Annotated in this window: 22 protein-coding genes; 21 read left to right on the top strand and 1 reads right to left on the bottom strand. The window is 53.2% G+C overall.

Annotated elements, in window-relative coordinates; genetic code table 11:
- Nucleotides 1-62: 62 nt before the first annotated feature.
- The 21 genes from FMF02_RS01715 to FMF02_RS01620 all read left to right on the top strand — a co-directional run bounded on the left by FMF02_RS01715 (nt 63) and on the right by FMF02_RS01620 (nt 15,382).
- On the top strand, nt 63-578 hold the full coding sequence (locus FMF02_RS01715) for a hypothetical protein (protein ID WP_141412001.1): 516 nt from the start codon (nt 63-65) through the stop codon (nt 576-578).
- Nucleotides 579-580: 2 nt separating this feature from the next.
- A complete protein-coding gene (locus tag FMF02_RS01710) occupies nt 581-1,345 on the top strand; it encodes a phage antirepressor (protein WP_141412000.1) in 765 nt (254 codons plus the stop codon).
- Nucleotides 1,346-1,428: 83 nt separating this feature from the next.
- On the top strand, nt 1,429-1,926 hold the full coding sequence (locus tag FMF02_RS01705) for a DNA N-6-adenine-methyltransferase (RefSeq protein WP_141411999.1): 498 nt from the start codon (nt 1,429-1,431) through the stop codon (nt 1,924-1,926).
- Entirely contained in the window at nt 1,917-2,795 is an 879-nt protein-coding gene (locus FMF02_RS01700; protein WP_141411998.1) for a radical SAM protein, read from the top strand. The genes FMF02_RS01705 and FMF02_RS01700 overlap by 10 nt, the downstream gene beginning before the upstream one ends.
- Entirely contained in the window at nt 2,792-3,409 is a 618-nt protein-coding gene (locus FMF02_RS01695) for a hypothetical protein (protein WP_141411997.1), read from the top strand. The genes FMF02_RS01700 and FMF02_RS01695 overlap by 4 nt, the downstream gene beginning before the upstream one ends.
- Before the next feature lies 1 nt (nt 3,410).
- Entirely contained in the window at nt 3,411-3,881 is a 471-nt protein-coding gene (locus FMF02_RS01690) for a hypothetical protein (RefSeq protein ID WP_141411996.1), read from the top strand.
- 35 nt (nt 3,882-3,916) lie between these two features.
- Nucleotides 3,917-4,279: a hypothetical protein gene (locus FMF02_RS01685; RefSeq protein ID WP_141411995.1), complete on the top strand. Its 363-nt coding sequence runs from the start codon at nt 3,917-3,919 to the stop codon at nt 4,277-4,279.
- 4 nt (nt 4,280-4,283) lie between these two features.
- Nucleotides 4,284-4,637, top strand: a complete 354-nt coding sequence (locus tag FMF02_RS01680; protein ID WP_141411994.1) for a hypothetical protein — start codon at nt 4,284-4,286, stop codon at nt 4,635-4,637.
- 21 nt (nt 4,638-4,658) lie between these two features.
- The gene (locus tag FMF02_RS01675; RefSeq protein ID WP_141411993.1) at nt 4,659-4,886 is read left to right on the top strand and encodes a hypothetical protein; all 228 of its coding nucleotides are present in this window, start codon (nt 4,659-4,661) and stop codon (nt 4,884-4,886) included.
- Nucleotides 4,887-4,939: 53 nt separating this feature from the next.
- On the top strand, nt 4,940-5,530 hold the full coding sequence (locus tag FMF02_RS01670) for a terminase small subunit (RefSeq protein WP_141411992.1): 591 nt from the start codon (nt 4,940-4,942) through the stop codon (nt 5,528-5,530).
- Nucleotides 5,514-6,746, top strand: coding sequence for a terminase large subunit (locus FMF02_RS01665; protein WP_162502256.1), 1,233 nt, complete (start codon nt 5,514-5,516; stop codon nt 6,744-6,746). The genes FMF02_RS01670 and FMF02_RS01665 overlap by 17 nt, the downstream gene beginning before the upstream one ends.
- Nucleotides 6,747-6,852: 106 nt before the next feature.
- A complete protein-coding gene (locus FMF02_RS01660; protein WP_162502255.1) occupies nt 6,853-8,064 on the top strand; it encodes a phage portal protein in 1,212 nt (403 codons plus the stop codon).
- Nucleotides 8,064-8,759 carry an HK97 family phage prohead protease gene (locus tag FMF02_RS01655; protein WP_141411989.1) on the top strand — a complete coding sequence of 232 codons (696 nt, stop codon included), beginning with the start codon at nt 8,064-8,066 and terminating at the stop codon, nt 8,757-8,759. Before FMF02_RS01660 ends, FMF02_RS01655 begins: the two co-directional genes overlap by 1 nt.
- A gap of 5 nt (nt 8,760-8,764) precedes the next feature.
- Nucleotides 8,765-10,042 carry a phage major capsid protein gene (locus FMF02_RS01650; protein ID WP_141411988.1) on the top strand — a complete coding sequence of 426 codons (1,278 nt, stop codon included), beginning with the start codon at nt 8,765-8,767 and terminating at the stop codon, nt 10,040-10,042.
- A 26-nt stretch (nt 10,043-10,068) separates the two neighbouring features.
- Complete coding sequence (locus FMF02_RS13600) at nt 10,069-10,233, top strand: hypothetical protein (RefSeq protein WP_162502254.1); 165 nt, start codon at nt 10,069-10,071, stop codon at nt 10,231-10,233.
- A 56-nt stretch (nt 10,234-10,289) separates the two neighbouring features.
- Entirely contained in the window at nt 10,290-10,769 is a 480-nt protein-coding gene (locus FMF02_RS01645; RefSeq protein ID WP_141411987.1) for a hypothetical protein, read from the top strand.
- Complete coding sequence (locus tag FMF02_RS01640; RefSeq protein WP_019129601.1) at nt 10,766-11,362, top strand: hypothetical protein; 597 nt, start codon at nt 10,766-10,768, stop codon at nt 11,360-11,362. Before FMF02_RS01645 ends, FMF02_RS01640 begins: the two co-directional genes overlap by 4 nt.
- Complete coding sequence (locus FMF02_RS01635; protein ID WP_141411986.1) at nt 11,359-11,853, top strand: hypothetical protein; 495 nt, start codon at nt 11,359-11,361, stop codon at nt 11,851-11,853. Before FMF02_RS01640 ends, FMF02_RS01635 begins: the two co-directional genes overlap by 4 nt.
- Complete coding sequence (locus tag FMF02_RS01630; protein WP_141411985.1) at nt 11,846-12,409, top strand: hypothetical protein; 564 nt, start codon at nt 11,846-11,848, stop codon at nt 12,407-12,409. The genes FMF02_RS01635 and FMF02_RS01630 overlap by 8 nt, the downstream gene beginning before the upstream one ends.
- Nucleotides 12,402-13,355 (top strand): hypothetical protein, encoded by a 954-nt coding sequence (locus tag FMF02_RS01625; protein ID WP_141411984.1) that lies wholly within the window; start codon nt 12,402-12,404, stop codon nt 13,353-13,355. The genes FMF02_RS01630 and FMF02_RS01625 overlap by 8 nt, the downstream gene beginning before the upstream one ends.
- The gene (locus FMF02_RS01620; RefSeq protein WP_141411983.1) at nt 13,352-15,382 is read left to right on the top strand and encodes a hypothetical protein; all 2,031 of its coding nucleotides are present in this window, start codon (nt 13,352-13,354) and stop codon (nt 15,380-15,382) included. Before FMF02_RS01625 ends, FMF02_RS01620 begins: the two co-directional genes overlap by 4 nt.
- Here the strand turns inward: FMF02_RS01620 and FMF02_RS01615 are convergent.
- Nucleotides 15,372-15,845 carry a hypothetical protein gene (locus tag FMF02_RS01615; RefSeq protein WP_141411982.1) on the bottom strand — a complete coding sequence of 158 codons (474 nt, stop codon included), beginning with the start codon at nt 15,843-15,845 and terminating at the stop codon, nt 15,372-15,374. The two genes, FMF02_RS01620 and FMF02_RS01615, sit on opposite strands and share 11 nt — an antisense overlap.
- Nucleotides 15,846-15,888: the final 43 nt, after the last annotated feature.

Here is a 15,888-nt window from a genome sequence, read left to right as displayed (position 1 = left end):
GGCATCGGCGGCTTCGATCTGGCGGCCGCGTGGCATAAGGGAAGCCGATAAATTTTGCAGGAATGAAAAAGATTTGTATGTTTGTAGCGTCCTATATTCAGAGCGGCAGAGTATTCTGCCTGTTTGTAGCGGGCATTTTTTATGCCCTGACGCTACATATACACGGTTTCGTACCCCCGTGTGGAGCGTTAATGCGCCCACTGCCGCTCTGGTGTAGGACAACGGGAAAGGCGGAACCGTTTTTCATTTCCGCCCGACAAACATTTTCGGTTATGTCCAACACCAGAGAAAAATGTTTGAATGGGAAAATTACACCCAGATCAAACCGTCCAGCTCACGACACGAGCATCGCAACTGTTCAGTTGCCTGTTTCCAACCCTTATTCCATCCCCTGCTTTGAGGACTTCATCGACGAAGCCCGCAAGCGTTTCGAGGCCGAGAAGAACGCCAAGAACAAAGCCTATGCATTCATCCTCTCCCGTGGACTCCTTTCGGAGTTCACCGAGTACTCACGTGCCTATTCCATAGATAACCAATCTTTTGAATCGAGACTTGAAATGATTCTTAAAAACTGCTAATTATGAGCAATATTCAGATTTTCAAAAACGAGGCATTCGGTGAAGTAAGGGTAGCCGAAGTCAATAACGAACCGATGTTCTGCCTTACGGATGTGTGTAAGGTGTTGGGGCTTACATCTCCGCATAAAGTAGCAGAACGCATTGACGAAGAGGATCGGAATCTGATTCCGACCCTTACGCCAGGCGGTACTCAGCGGATGGTCTATGTCACCGAAGCGGGCTTGTATGACGTCATTATCCGTTCGGATGCTCCCACAGCTAAGCCTTTCCGCAAATGGGTTACTTCCGAAGTCCTTCCTTCAATCCGCAAGCACGGTGCGTATGCGACTCCCGATACGGTCGAGAAGATGATCGAAAACCCAGATTTTGCGATACAGTTGCTCCAAAATCTGAAAGAGGAGCGTACGAGGCGTCTCGCCATTGAAGCCGAGCGGGAAGCGGCACGTCCCAAAGAATTGTTTGCCGATGCCGTGGCTACCTCTGACCGTTCGTGCCTTGTTGCTGAACTTGCGAAAATACTCCAACAAAACGGGGTTAATATCGGTCAAAACCGACTGTTTGAATGGCTGCGCACAAACGGTTATCTCTGTTCCAAAGGAGAGTATTACAACCAGCCGACCCAACGGGCAATGGAGATGGGACTCTTTGAGGTCAAGAAGACGGCCATCAACAAGCCGGACGGCTCGGTGCTGGTGTCGTGCACGACAAAAGTGACAGGAAAAGGTCAGGTCTACTTCGTAAACAAGTTTCTCAACAAAGCCGCATAACAGGATGGCCGCCTCTGAAATATGGGGCGGCCTACATCCTCCACCGCGCTGCGGATATTCGAAACGATAAATGAATACGAACTATGTTGAAATCAGGAATTGGCTCTCATCAAAGTGCGCGATCACTCAAAACCGAATGGTTGACACCTCCCGACATTATCGATGCCCTCGGATCATTTGATTTGGATCCTTGTGCTCCAGTAGTCCGTCCTTGGCCGACAGCAAAACATCACTACACCATTGTTGACGATGGATTGCACAAGGAATGGAAAGGACGAGTTTGGTGCAATCCTCCATATGATGAAGCTGCCAAATGGCTTGCGAGGATGGCTCAACATGGAAATGGGATAGCATTGATATTCGCACGAACTGAAACTAAAACATTCTTTTCGCAAGTGTGGAACAAGGCCGATGCGGTTTTATTCATTGAAGGTCGCTTATACTTCTATCACGTGACCGGTGAACGCGCGGCACACAATTCCGGGGCTCCGTCAGTATTGGTTGCCTACGGGCGGGAGAATATACGACTCTTGAGAGAATCGAAGATAAAGGGAAAATTCATAAAATTATCATGCGAATAGGCCTCGTAGATGTCGACGGGCATCATTTTCCGAATCTCGCGTTGATGAAGTTGTCGGCGTGGCATAAGTCGCAGGGCGATAGGGTGGAGTTCGCCGACCCGATGTTCGGGCATTACGATCGGGTATACATGTCGAAGGTCTTCACCTTCACGCCCGACTGTCCGGATTATTACCCTTGCGAGGTCGTACGTGCCGGCACCGGCTATAAAGACTACACGACGACGCTGCCCGACGAGATCGAACATTGCTGTCCGGATTATTCACTGTACGGAGTGGACGAAGCCTATGGCTTTCTGACGCGGGGATGCGTGAACCGCTGCCCGTGGTGCATCGTTCCGCATAAGGAGGGTTCGATCCGTCCGGCATCGCCGCTTCGTGAATTCATCGGCGACAAACGGCGCGCCGTGCTGCTCGACAACAATGTGCTGGCGTCGGACTTCGGGTTGGAACAGATCGAGGAGATCGTCCGTATGGGTATCTCCGTAGATTTCAATCAAGGTCTGGATGCACGTCGGGCTTACGACGACGCCTTCATCCTCGACTTGTTGTCCCGCGTGAAATGGATGAATCAGATACGATTCGCCTGTGACCGGATGTCACAGCTGGAACCGGTAGCCGAGTGTGTGAAGGAATTGGGACGTCGAGGTGTTAAGCCTTATCGGATTTTTGTCTACTGCCTGATTCAAGATGTCGATGACGCATTGGAGCGGATCAGCGCCTTGCGCAAATTGGGAGTACTCCCGTTCGCCCAGCCATACAGGGATTTCGATAATAACGTCGAGCCGGCAAATGAGCAGAAACGGTTGGCCCGCTGGTGCAATCATCGGGCGATTTTCAAGAGTGTGGAATTCAAAAACTATAAAGGATGAAAAAGATTATGTTCAACGACCGCTACGGCTTGACGCAGGCGGTCATCGAGGGTCGAAAGACCATGGCGATGATGCTGATTAATATCAAGTCCACCTCCGACGTACAGGTACGAATTTTTGCAGGATACGTCCAAATCATCGGGCGTAGTGGCGATGTATGTGCTGAGAAAAAGCTGTCCTACAAGGTCGGCGAGGTCGTGGCCGTGGCGCAGAGATATCAAGATATTTTCGACTACTCCAACTGTGTCAATCCGTATGCTTGGGAAGATGATGATAAACCATCTGGTTGGACGAACAAGATGCTTACTAAGGCCGAGTTGATGCCCCATCAAATCCGCATCACCGGAATCAAGTGCGAACGGTTGCAAGATATTTCGGACGCGGAGTGCATGAAAGAGGGAGTAGTAGGCGGGATAATTGGGTATTATGTTCCAGGCATAAAATGCAAGGATTGGAGCAAAGAATCGTATGTAGATACCGAGGACGGCAGAACTTGGAAATTATTCCCTACTCCCCGCGAAGCCTTCGCTTCGCTGATCGACAAGGTGTCCGGCCGTGGAACATGGGATCGGAACCCGTGGGTGGTGGTTTACGAATTCGAATTGGTGAAATAGTATGGAGTTTACAACACCGTGCTTTGTCCGTGTCGAGGATGCGGAAAAGCGAAAGGAGCTGACCGAATGGCTGAAGGGAATCGGGTATCACGTCTGCTCCTGCTGCCTATTTGACGGCTGTAACACCCTGCATTGCAGAGGGATTGATCGGCTTAAAATCGCTTACGAGGTGCACGGGATCTGCGACTACGACGAGGAAACCCGATATTCCATCGACCAGTTCAAGGCTGAAAATGTTGCCAAAGGACACCCAGCCATAGACTGCGGCGAGAATATCGAGCTGTTTAAGGCATTGGCGGCGATGAACGACGAGAACGATTACATGCAGTGGTATGTAAACGAAATTACGGATAGATGGTCACTATGTATCGGTATGGATCATGTTGAAGACGATCCGATCATATCTAAATGGGAGGGACTTGCTCGGCATAAGGCCACCGCCGAGGAGATTATCAAACATTTCAAGAAATAGCGAGATTCTGGCAAAATCTCGAAATAATTACAGATATGATGGATGCAATGAAATCGATTAAAGAACGGGCAAAATCATACGCGCGAAAAGTGTGGCGCGGTGGGACAAGAGACTTCATTAATCACAAGAAAGCAACTGAATTGGATTTCATCGCCGGTGCACAATCCGAGCGGGAAGAATTGACCCGCTGGCGTAATCCGAATGAGGAACTGCCGGAAAATAATTCGTGTGTTTTGATGAAAGTCTCGGACGGCGAACATGAGCGAATTTATCTTGGAGCCCGCCAAGATGATGTGTGGATGTGTGATGGAGGCTATTCCTTCTGCCAGAATGCAGAAGAGTGTCTCGGATACGATGGTGTGGTTATCGGCTGGCGACCGATTTACGAAAACGAATAGAACGATGGACATCTTGACTCCACATGACGGCGTGACGAACGATAAGATAGCCAAAGCGCAGATCGAGGCCGTCGAACGAAAGCAGAACGAATACAAACTGATCGGACAGATGGTTCGGGTGCCCGGTCATACCCTCTATAAATTCAATACGGTTACGCGGACAGCGTCGAGAGCGGAAGTGGAGGTGTCGGCCGATTCGTGGCTGAATCCTGAGAACATGAAGATCGAGAGCGACCGCAAATCGCGTGTCAAGGTCGAAAAGGACTGTTACTATGAGCAGGCATTGAACATGAAGAACTTTATCAAGCGTCTGCGCCGGCGAGGTATCGTCGGAATGGACGAGGAGGTAAAACATTAAAATATTTGAATAATTCTGCAAATGGATCAACTTATCAGCATTCAGGCCGCAGCCGATGAGTACGGCATTTCGACACGTTGGATATGGAAATCGATTCGAGTGGATCGGACACTCGGCACAGTCGTCCGCAACGGGCGGATCTATCTGCGCCGCATCGAGTGGGAGGCATTTGTCGAACGGCATCCCCGACTGATCGAAGAGTGGCATGATTTACATGCACACCTACAATACCGCTATATCGGGCAATGAAAAAGAGCGAAAAGTTGAAAGAATCGTCTCCCCGATAGGCGATCTTTGCATATATGGGCAAGCTCACGATCAAACAGGAAAAGTTTTGCAATAAGTACCTCGAATGCGGTAATGCGTCCGAGGCATATCGCTATGCTTACAGATGTTCGAACATGAGCGATAACACGGTATGGAATAATGCCTATCTGCTATTACAAAACAGCGAGGTTGCAGCGAGGATCGAATATCTGAAAACTCACCTTGCCGAGGCTGCGGGCATCTCGGCCTTGCAGATCATCCGCGAGCACCAGAAGATCGCCTTCTCGGATGCGACCCGCATTCGTAACGGCTGGATGTCGCTTAAAGAGTTCGAGTCGCTTACGGACGATGAGAAGGCATGTATAAAGTCGATCAATACCAAACAGGTCAAACGGATCGCTTCGAATGGCGATGAGATTGTCGAGGAGTTCGTGAAGATCGAGTGCTACGACAAGCAGAAGAGTCTCGACAGCATCATGAACATGTTGGGTTACGCAGCGCCGAAGGAGGTGAAACTATCCGGAAAGATAGAAAATCCTGCCGTCGCTCCCGTCGTCATTCAAATAGACGCGGAGGATGCGTTGTCGATCGAAAAAACACCGCCTGCCGATGCATCGTCTGCCTGACATCCGCACCTATCGGGGGAAAGTGTATCGTTACCTCATGTATCGGTACATGCAGTACAGGGAACGGGATGCGGTGTTGAAGATTTTTAATGAAGGGTCGAGCCGTTCGGGGAAGACCTACGATGCCTTCGATTTTCTGTACGACATCTGTACGCTCGCATTATCCCCGCTCAATATCTTCGTATATCGAAATACGTTGCAGGCCTGCAAGGAGATCACCCTTGCCGATTTCCGCAAGAAACTGACCCTGCGCGGCGTCTACGATCCCGATGCGATGCGCAGCGAGAATCAACATCCCGACTACTATATCAACAACTCCGTGATCCATTTCCGCGGATTGGACAGAATGGATAGCCGTGAAGGATACGATTGCGACATCATCTACATCAACGAGATGCTGGACGACATCTCGAAGCAGCAGTACAAAAATATCACGATGCGCTGCACGACGATGGTCATCGGCGACTGGAATCCCAAATATACCGAACATTGGGCCTTCGAACTGGAAGGGCAGCCGCACACCTATTTTACGCACACGACATACAAAGACAATCCGTTCTGCCCGCCTGGGGTTATACGAGAAATCGAATCCTATGAACCTACACCGGCGAACATTGCTGCGGGCACGGCCGACGAGTGGCGATGGAAAGTCTATGGATTGGGAATCCGTGCAGCGAAAGAGGGTCTTGTCTATCCGAATATCGACTGGATCGATGAATTTCCGTCCGACCTGGAAAGGGTCGTGTTCGGCCTTGACTTCGGATTTACGAACGATCCTACGGCGCTCGTCCGTCTGGGGCTTCGGGGGCTTGATCTATACATGAAGGAAGAGTTTTATGCACCCTGCTCCGATCCGGCCTTGCTCTACGATGCGATCGAGGGGGTGGTCGGGCGGATGCCCATATTCGCCGACTCGGCGGACAAATACGCTAAAAATCCCGAATCGATGGTCGACGGCCTGCTGCTGCGCGGGCTCAGCGTGGTGAAGGCGAAGAAATATGCCGGTTCCGTGACGGACGGAATTCACATGGTCAAATCGTTCCGCCTCCATATCGTCCGCAGCCGTAATTTCCAAACCGAGGCCAATTCCTATGTGTGGGATTCGGTGAACGGCATTACGATCAACCAGCCGATCGACAAATTCAATCACTTGTGGGATGCGGCCCGATACGCTGTAATGGAGTATCTCTATTGGGTCTGCAACCGCCGAAAATGAAAAAACAGCGAAAAGTTCGGAGAACCCTCTTTTATCGCCCTTACATTTGCTTCAAAGGCTATGTGCAATGAGATTCAGCTTGAAGTGGCGAAGTAAAAGTCAGGACTTGACGACGAAATCGGAGTGCGGAACTCCGACAGCGGAGGAACAGCGGTTCGTCTCTGTGCGCGATTTTCTCTCGGCAATGGGATTGGGCAGCGGTAGTACGATCAACTGCGACACCGTTGCCGGACAGACTATCGCTTACGCTCGGTGCAGCGCGTTGTTTTCGGTCGTGACCAAGAAATCCGCGGCAATTCGCAACGCCCGCTGGTGGGCTGTCGATCCGTCGGACGACGCTCGCCAGGTCGCAGGTCGCACGGAGGAACTGAACAGGTGGAAGCATCCGAATGACTTTCAAACGATCGAAGATTTCACGGCGATGATCGAAGCCTTCAAGGATATTTACGGAAAAGCCTATATTCTTCGCTGGGAGCCGGTCGGTGTGCCCACGGCCTACGAACTCTACGTGATTCCGAATCCGCTTGTTCAGGAGGTGACGACCTCCGAATTCACCGGGTTCCGGCCCGATCCGCAGATCGATTATTATATGGTTTCGATCAACGATTATCAAATTCGTGTCGATCGGGATCAGATGTTCGTCGTGCGGGATTCGGCCTATAATCCGAATATCTTCGGAGCATCGCAGTCGCGTCTGTCAGCCTTGCAGAACGCCGTCAATCCTTTCGTGTCGTCATTCGAGGCGCAGAACGAACTCATCATCAACAGAGGGGCATTGGGTATCATCTCGTTGAACAGCGAGGATTTCCGGACATCCGTGTTGCCGGAGAACAAGGAGGATCGGGAGCAGGCACAAGCGGCCCTGCGGCGATACGGCGTGATGAAGGGCCAATATAAGTACATTGTGACCGGATTGAAGGCCGCTTTCGTGCAGATTTCTGCCAACATGAAGGACATGAATCTCACGGAGGTACAGCGCAATGCCAAGAAGGAGATCGCCGATGCCTATCAAGTGCCGTATGTACTGATCGACACCGAAGGTACGACCTATGCGAATCTTACGGCGGCCGAGGTCAAATTGTACAACGATGCGATCAAACCGGATGCAGAGCGAATATCGGAGGTATTGAACGCGGCGCACGGGTTCGATGGATTCCGCATCGTTCCCTATTTCGATCACCTGTCGATCTTCCAGGAAGCGAAGCGGCTGTATGCCGACTCGCTGACGGCGGCCGTGACGGCTGCCAGCAACGCGATCGCCTCCGGTCTCATTACCGAGCAACAGGGGAAAAACATCATTGCAAACATTCTGGAATAATGGACAAACTACTGTATAAAAAAGTCATGAGCCGCGGCGGGGCTTTCAAGCAAGCGCCGATATTGAAGGCCGATGTCGTGGACGAAGAGAAACACATCATTCTCGTGAAGTTCTGTTCGTTCGGAACGGTCGATTCGGACGGCGACATGCTGATGAAGGGCTGCATCAGCAAGAGTATTCAGGAGCGCGGGCCGGCGTCTGCGACGAACCGGAAGATACAATTCCTGTGGCAGCACGAGACGAAGAACCCGATCGGCCGCATCCTGTCGATCGAGGAGAAGGACGACGGCGGATACGCCACGGTGCAGCTCTCGGATTTCGATGCCGTGCCGGACGCTCGCCGCGCATGGGTGCAGATGCACGAAGGGGTGCTCAACCAGTTCTCGATCGGCTATCGGTATGTATGGGACAAATGCGATTACGATCCCGACCTCGACTGCCTGATCGTGAAGGAGATTATTCTGCACGAGATTTCGGTCGTCACCTTCGGCGCCAACGAGCACACGGAGTATATCGGCGACATGAAAGCCTTGGACGACATGGAACGATATGTCAAGGCATTACGGGAGACCGCGCCCGATGAATACGAAAAAGTACACAGCAGAATACTGTCGATGTTCAAAGCCGAGCCGGCCCCCGCGCCACTCACTTCACGCAGTTCGGTATTCGAAAAATTAGGTCAAATCAAAAACTGAAAAACATGGCATTCAAATTCAAGAAATTCGAACTGCCCGACAGCGGGGAGTTCTCGGATGTGGATCGCAAGGGCATGGAATTGCTCGGCAAGCACATCAACGACCAGCTCGAAATGCTGGCCGAGGGGATCAAATCGGAGGAAGAGATCGTCGAGTCGGTAAAATCGTCGCTCGGGAAACTGGGCGTGTCGGCCGAGAAGATCGAGGAGATCGAGAAGGCTCTCAAGGAGCAGGGGAGCGAGATCCGCCGTTCGATGAGCGGCAGCGCCGGAAAGGGCCGCACGATCCGCGAGCAGATCAAGGCGTTCCTTTCGGGCGACGAGGCGAAACGCGCTTTCGCGGAGAAACGCAATACGGCGCTCGAACTGGAGATCAAAGAGGATGCTACGACGATCACCGTGGCGGCCAATACCGCGGCGGTTGCAGCGCTCAACACCGAAGTAGACCGCACGATCCATTACGCGCCGAGCGAAGACACGCGCGTCGTAGAACGGTTGTTCAAGGGAGCTACCAACTCGCCCAATATCACTTGGGTGGATCGCGAGCCCGGCAACGGCGCTCCTGCATTCATCGCCGAGGGGGCCTTGAAGCCCGCTATGGACTGGTCGTATGTCCCTGAGACGTCGACGGCGAAGAAAGTGGCCGTATCGGCCAAAATCTCTTACGAGATGCGCGACGATTTCGACTATATGCAGTCGGAGATCGACAACATGCTGCGCACGTCGCTCGTTCAGGAACGCACGAAACAGCTGCTCACCGGTGACGGCACGGGCGTGAATCTCAAAGGCATCTTTACGGCTGCTGCTACCTATGCGACCACCGCGCTCGACGGGACGGTCGAAATGGCGAACAAGGCCGATGCGATCCGCGCAGCGATCCTCCAGATGCGGAACCTGAACTTCTATCCCGATGTGGTGATGCTCAATCCTTCGGATCGGGCCTCCATCGACCTGACGAAGGATTCGACGGGTCACTACATCTCGGACGAGCTGTTCCGGCTCATCCGCGGGGTGGAGATCGTGGAATCGACTTACGTCAAGGCCGGCGATTTCCTCGTTGCCGATACGAGCAAATGGAACGTTCGCCCGTACAAAGGCATTCGCATCGAATTCGGGTGGGTCGACGACGACTTCCAGAAGAATCTCTTCACGGTCATCTGCGAGGAGCGCTTGCACTCGTACTTCGCATCGGTCGATCAGGGGGCGTTCGTCAAAGGCACGTTCGCGACCATTATCGCCGCCTTGCAGAAACCGGCTGCCGAGCCTTCGGAGAAGGCAGCCTAAGTCAAACAAGTTAAACGAAAAAGAATATGGCAACGAAAGAAGAAAAGACCAATGTGGACTTCAACGATCGCGTGACGGTCTACGGAACCGGCGGCCCCGGCAATACGCTGGAGAAGGGCAAAGCCTATGAGGTGCATCCCGTACATGCCAAGACGCTCATCAAGTTGGGCCGCGCCACCGAGAAACGGTGAAGTAATTTCAGGACGCAGGGGTTTGATCGCCCCTGCGCCCGCTAAATACATTTTCCATGATTATCGACAATACCTATTTCGAAAAGGATCCGATCTACATCTCCGGCATCGCCAATCGGAAGGACGACAAGCCGACGGCGCTCGCTCAGGCACTCATCGATTCGGCGAACTCCTACATCGCCATTTACGAGCCGAGATTCCTCCGCAATCTGTTGGGTGAGGCACTGGCAGAGACGGCGGAGGAGAATCCGCAGATCGTTGCGCTGCTCAGAAACGAAGCGGTCAAGACCTCGCCCATTGCGAACTATGTCTATTTCTACTGGCTGCGCACGCATACTACGGTCGGCACACCGGCCGGCGAGAAGGTGCAGCGTGGAGAATATTCGGACGAAGCGAGTCCGCGCATCCGTGCCATAGAGGTTTGGAACGATATGGTGCGCCAATGCTGCGTCCTGCGGCCGAAGCTCGTCGAACTGGGGGCCGTGCCGGACTATTGTTCGGCAATTTTCGAACCCGCAAACTTATTCGGATTATGATCGTCAAATCGACCGACACCGTTCGGGACATCATCATCGGCAGGGCGGCATTGTTCAACCTCGAAAGCCGTCGGTTCGCAGAAGAGATCAAGAGACGGGCGGAACCGGAATGCTGCGTACTGCATCGGCGGTGGCTGCCGGACAGGCGTATTGCGGCCCGCGATCCGAAACACATGACGATGCGCGATCTGGCGGTGCTGAACGCGACGAACCGCTCCACCGATTACTTCGTCAACGTGTTGTCGCAAATGCTCGGCATCCCGAAAGAGAAGGTCGCGGATTTGCGGTTCATCCGTGCGTACCGCTACTTTCTGCACTGCATGGACACGCTCGCGGCCATCTCGAAGAGATTCGCCGATCTGAAAATCGAACCGACCGACGAGGAGCGGCAGGCGCAGATCGACCGCCCCGACCGAGGCATCGCCGCCGTGGTGCGCAAGTACGTGCAGATCATGAACGGCGCCGTATCGCCCGCGTCAGTCTACGGCATGGAGTGGAGCGTCGTCTACGAAGCCTTCGAGTCGACGACGAACGACGTGATCGAGCAGCGCAATCTCAGCAGGATACAAACCTCTAAAATCAAAAGAAGATGACCGACAACAAGGAATACGAGTACAGGGTCGTCGGGCAGACGCCGCCGGCCCGCCGTATCGTGGGAGTGAAGATAAACTCGCTGAACGACCATATCGACAAGGCCGCCGGGGCGTGCGGCTTCGGTTCGTATATCTATGCCCGCCTTAAAGAGACGAACTACATCCTGGGAACGATCACGGAGTATCCGGTCGTCGTGCGGCAATTCTTCGAGACGATCACGCCGACGGATCTCGATGGCGTCTACAAGCGCGCCTCGAAGTTCCTCTTCTGCGGCGACCTCGGCGAAGCGGAACCCGATACCGCGACGCAGGTCATGCCGATCGTCGAGGAGATGATCGACCGCTCGGCGGAGTTTTTCGAGGCATTGCGGGATCGGGGAGTCGAGGTGCAGGTCACGAAGATCACCCCGTTCGCCGCCCGATTCGATCAGCTGGTCTGCGGAGTCGAATGCGAGGCGACGATGACCTATTCGACCTGCAACAATGGATAGGATCGACAAGATACTGCGCTATTTCGATCCGCAGCGATTCATCGAGGTGTGCGAAGCGCGGTTCGATACGCTGCGCACGCAGGTCGTGGCGAATCTGCAAACGAAGACGGGCAGCAGCGGAAAGCGGGTCAACAGCCTCGGCGTGCCGGAGTGGGCCACGGGCGCGACGGCGGCATCGCTCCAAACGCAGGTCGAACAGAACGACGACGGTTTCGAAGTGGCGTTCGTCGGCCGGCAGGGGATCGCCGGCGTCGACGAGGGGTATTCTTCGGGCGATGTACAGGCGCAATACGCCTCCTTCGATGCCTTTCTCCTTGCGATCGAACGATGGGCGCAGGCCAAAGAGGGGCTCTACGGCATTGAGGAGATCGACGCCTACGCCGTGGCGGCGAACGTATGGAGCAAGGGCACGGTGCTCTACCGCGAGGGCGGCGGTACGGAGATTCTGTTCGACCTGTTGCAGCCGGCCGTGGACGACATCGACCGGCAACTCTCCGAGCAGCTCGGCCGCAGCGTGTTTACGATGTTGAATGAAACAATCAGTGATTATGCCTAAATATAGATTAACACCCGCCATTTCGCTGGCGAGAAACTACAATACGGTCGGAGTCAGCGAAGCGCCGACATACAATGCGGCCGTTGTCAAAGTCGGCGGCTATACGTTGGTGCGTTCGATCATCAACGGTTCGGCCGTATTCCCGATGGACGATCTGTTCGAAATCATCGCACAGGGCGGGAATGCGCAAACGACGATCAGTCTCGAAGTAGACGGGCAGGCGATCGCCTCGTCGCCGATCTATCTGCTCAAAGGGGCGTCGGCGCGCGCGATGACGAACAATGCGCAGGCCGATACCCCGATCAGCTGGCCCCAGCCGTCGAAGATCGTGGTCTTTCCGGCGTTCGATTACAGCGAGCAGATCCTCGTCAACTCCTATACGGGTGCCATGCAGGACTTCGCTTTCACCGATGCCGACAGCGGCCGGCGGGAGGTCTATTCGCGTGTCGATCCCGTGTTCTCCCTTCCGATGACCTTCTTCCGCGAATTCGGAGGCGGCGAGCGGCAGTTGATCGTCTCGACGGGCGGCACGACCGGCGCCGTGAAGAGCGCGCGTCTGACGGTCGTGGTGAATCCTTGCGACAGCGGATCGTTCGTGCGCTGGCGCGATGCAACGGGATTGATGCGTTACTTCCTCTGGCATCCGACCGAGCGCGTCGACGACGTATCCGAAGACGAGACCTTCGAAACGCTCTCCGAGAAACTGACACCCGAACGCCACCGCACGATCACGGCGACCACGACCCATACGCTCCATAGCGGACTGGTCGACCGCGAACTGTTCGACCTGTGCGCATCGATTCTCTCCGGACGGGAGGTGCAGCTGTACGACGCCCGGCGGAAGGTGTGGATCGACGCCTATGTCGAAGACGGCGACATCTCGCGGACGAATGCCTGCATGCAGGACTGCGTGGTAGAACTTTCGATAAAGCACTTGACGCTATGACGAAGGAACTCTACATAAACGGTCAGTTGTGCGATCTGGAAGATACGCCGTCGCTGATCTTCCAGTCGCCGGTCTTCAACGATCTCGACGTGATCCAGAGCAACCGCAGCGCGGAGATCAATCTGCCGCTGACGCCCCGCAACCGCAAGGCCTTCGGTCTGATCGACCGCATCGACATCTTGGACGATTCGGCGGTATACAGGAAGCATTCGGCAGCGTACTACCTCGGCGGCTTTCCGATCTTCACGCGGGGGTATGCGATGGTTACGGACGTAACCGACACGATCAACATCACACTCGTGTGGGGCAACATCGACAACTTCCAGCCGTTGTTCGACGCTTCGCTGCGCGATCTGCGCGAGCAGATCATCGAGGTGGCGGGAGCGGATTATGTCGAGTGGAACAAAGAGGTGCCGTGGGCATTGCCCTCCGATACAGCATTGGCAGGATTTATCCAGATTGATTTCGGGGCAGGACGTAATATCAATTATTCGCATCCGTCCGTACAAGTATCCGCGATCTTGGATGCCATACAGAAATATCACGGTATCACGATAGAGAATATAACCCGTTTGAGCCAAACCAGCGACAAACATCCGATGATCGTTCCGCTCGTGTCGAAAAACTCGGGGCCCGACAGTTGGTATTCGGATCGGTTCGAGGCAAGTTCCGCGCATTATGGTAATTCCGGTTCCAGTAATACCGCGTTAAAATTTAGAGAAATAGTATCCGACAAGCGGTCCATTTTGACAGACCAGAATTATGCGATCGATGTCTCGTCCACCAAGACTATTGATGTATCCATCATTAGCTATTCATCCGCCGTCTTTTTCCCCGGTATGCGGGCAGCATCGGCATCGCCGACGTTAAAACTTAGAGGAGACTCGGGAAATGGGACATCGGAAGTGTTACTATCGGTGGAAGGTATCGACACGGGGTCCGGGATTCGTTTCGGCGTGAAACCCGATCTATTTAATAATGTCGAGGTAAATGTCGAAGACTACGATACAGTTCGATGGATTCTAAGTAACGCCGTCACAATTGACGCAACGACAAGTGATGAGTTTACAGTTGCAGCGAAATTTATTATCACGCCCCATTTCGACGACATCCAATTCCCCTCTCCGTTTCCGATTGCCGAGAATCTGCCGGATATGACGCACGCGGAGTTCCTGTCGGCATTGATGACAATGGCCGGACTTTTCGCCTATCCGGACAGTTCGGATAGCAATACGATCCACATGATGTCGCCCGATCAGTTCTATAATTCGACGGAGACGATCGACTACGATTACCGCACCGTTGGTTCGGAAGACGACCGGACGCCGAACACGCAAACAGACAGACGAATCGTCGACAGTCATCTCGACGCAACGATTCAGGATTGGAGCCGCAAAGTGATTCTGAACGATCGGGGCGAAATCTGGCGGCCGGAGGGGACGGAGTTCACGATGGGGGATTATGCCCAGACCAACACGCTCGACTACGACAACGACGAGGATGCCGAGATGTTGAACACGCAGGGCATCATCTCCATCGACAACGAGAACATCGAGCGGGAGAACGAATTGGTATCGTTGGATTTCTCGGCTTCGACCAATAGAACAGGTTGGAATCCGGATCGCCCTGATAGGCCATTCGCTTTTGTGCCTTGCTATGAGGAACAGACAGTCAACGGAGCAAAGAAGGTAAATTACTCTGCTCCTTCTGCCCGTATTCTTGCCGATGTGAATACGACGATTGAAGACGGAAACGGTACGGTAGGTCGTTACAGGCACGGCCTGTTCCCCCGCACGATGTATTTCGGCGGATCGGAGGGTATCGTGGCGAAACGGTATGCAGACTACCAGCGGATCTTGAAAAGGTTCCGCATGATTACGGTCTACGTCAAACTGACCGTGGCCGACATCTGCAATCTCGACTATACGCGGCGGGTTTACCTCGATGTATACGGATGCTATTTCGCCATCTACTCCGTCACGACCGGTGAGGACGGTATATGCGAGTGCAAATTGATCAAGCTGTAAAAAATAGAATAGCGATGATTAAAATACCGATAAGAGCAATCAAAATGCCTACTATGGAGCCGCTGGAGTTGTTTTCACTTAAAATGGTAGTAACGTAGTCTTCATATGACATCAAACATCCCTTTGCATATGTCCCCCTAACAAGATTACCTTGTGTGCACACATATTTATGGTCGGGCGTGATTTCCTTGATGCGCATCTGTTGCCACGTAGCCGTATGAACAACAAGAGTTCCCACGGGCCATTCCCCGACAACTTTTTGTTCGGTTTTTTGTTCGGACGATGTTTGCTCTAAATCATGAGAACTCATTGCAGCGGTAGCTTTTTGAGTTGAAAGATTAGATAGTAAACCCTTGATTTGACCTACATCGTTCGTCATTCCCCAGAGTTTGAAGAAAAGAACGATTTGCAGAATGCCGAATACCAGCATTACGATTCCGATGATTGCATAGATGCCTGTCATGATGATTGAGATTTGGTTAAGAACAAAGATATGAAAAATAAAA

The sequence above is a fragment of the Alistipes communis genome (assembly GCF_006542665.1).
Taxonomy (GTDB): domain Bacteria; phylum Bacteroidota; class Bacteroidia; order Bacteroidales; family Rikenellaceae; genus Alistipes; species Alistipes communis.
This window is presented reverse-complemented; position numbering and strand designations above follow the sequence as displayed.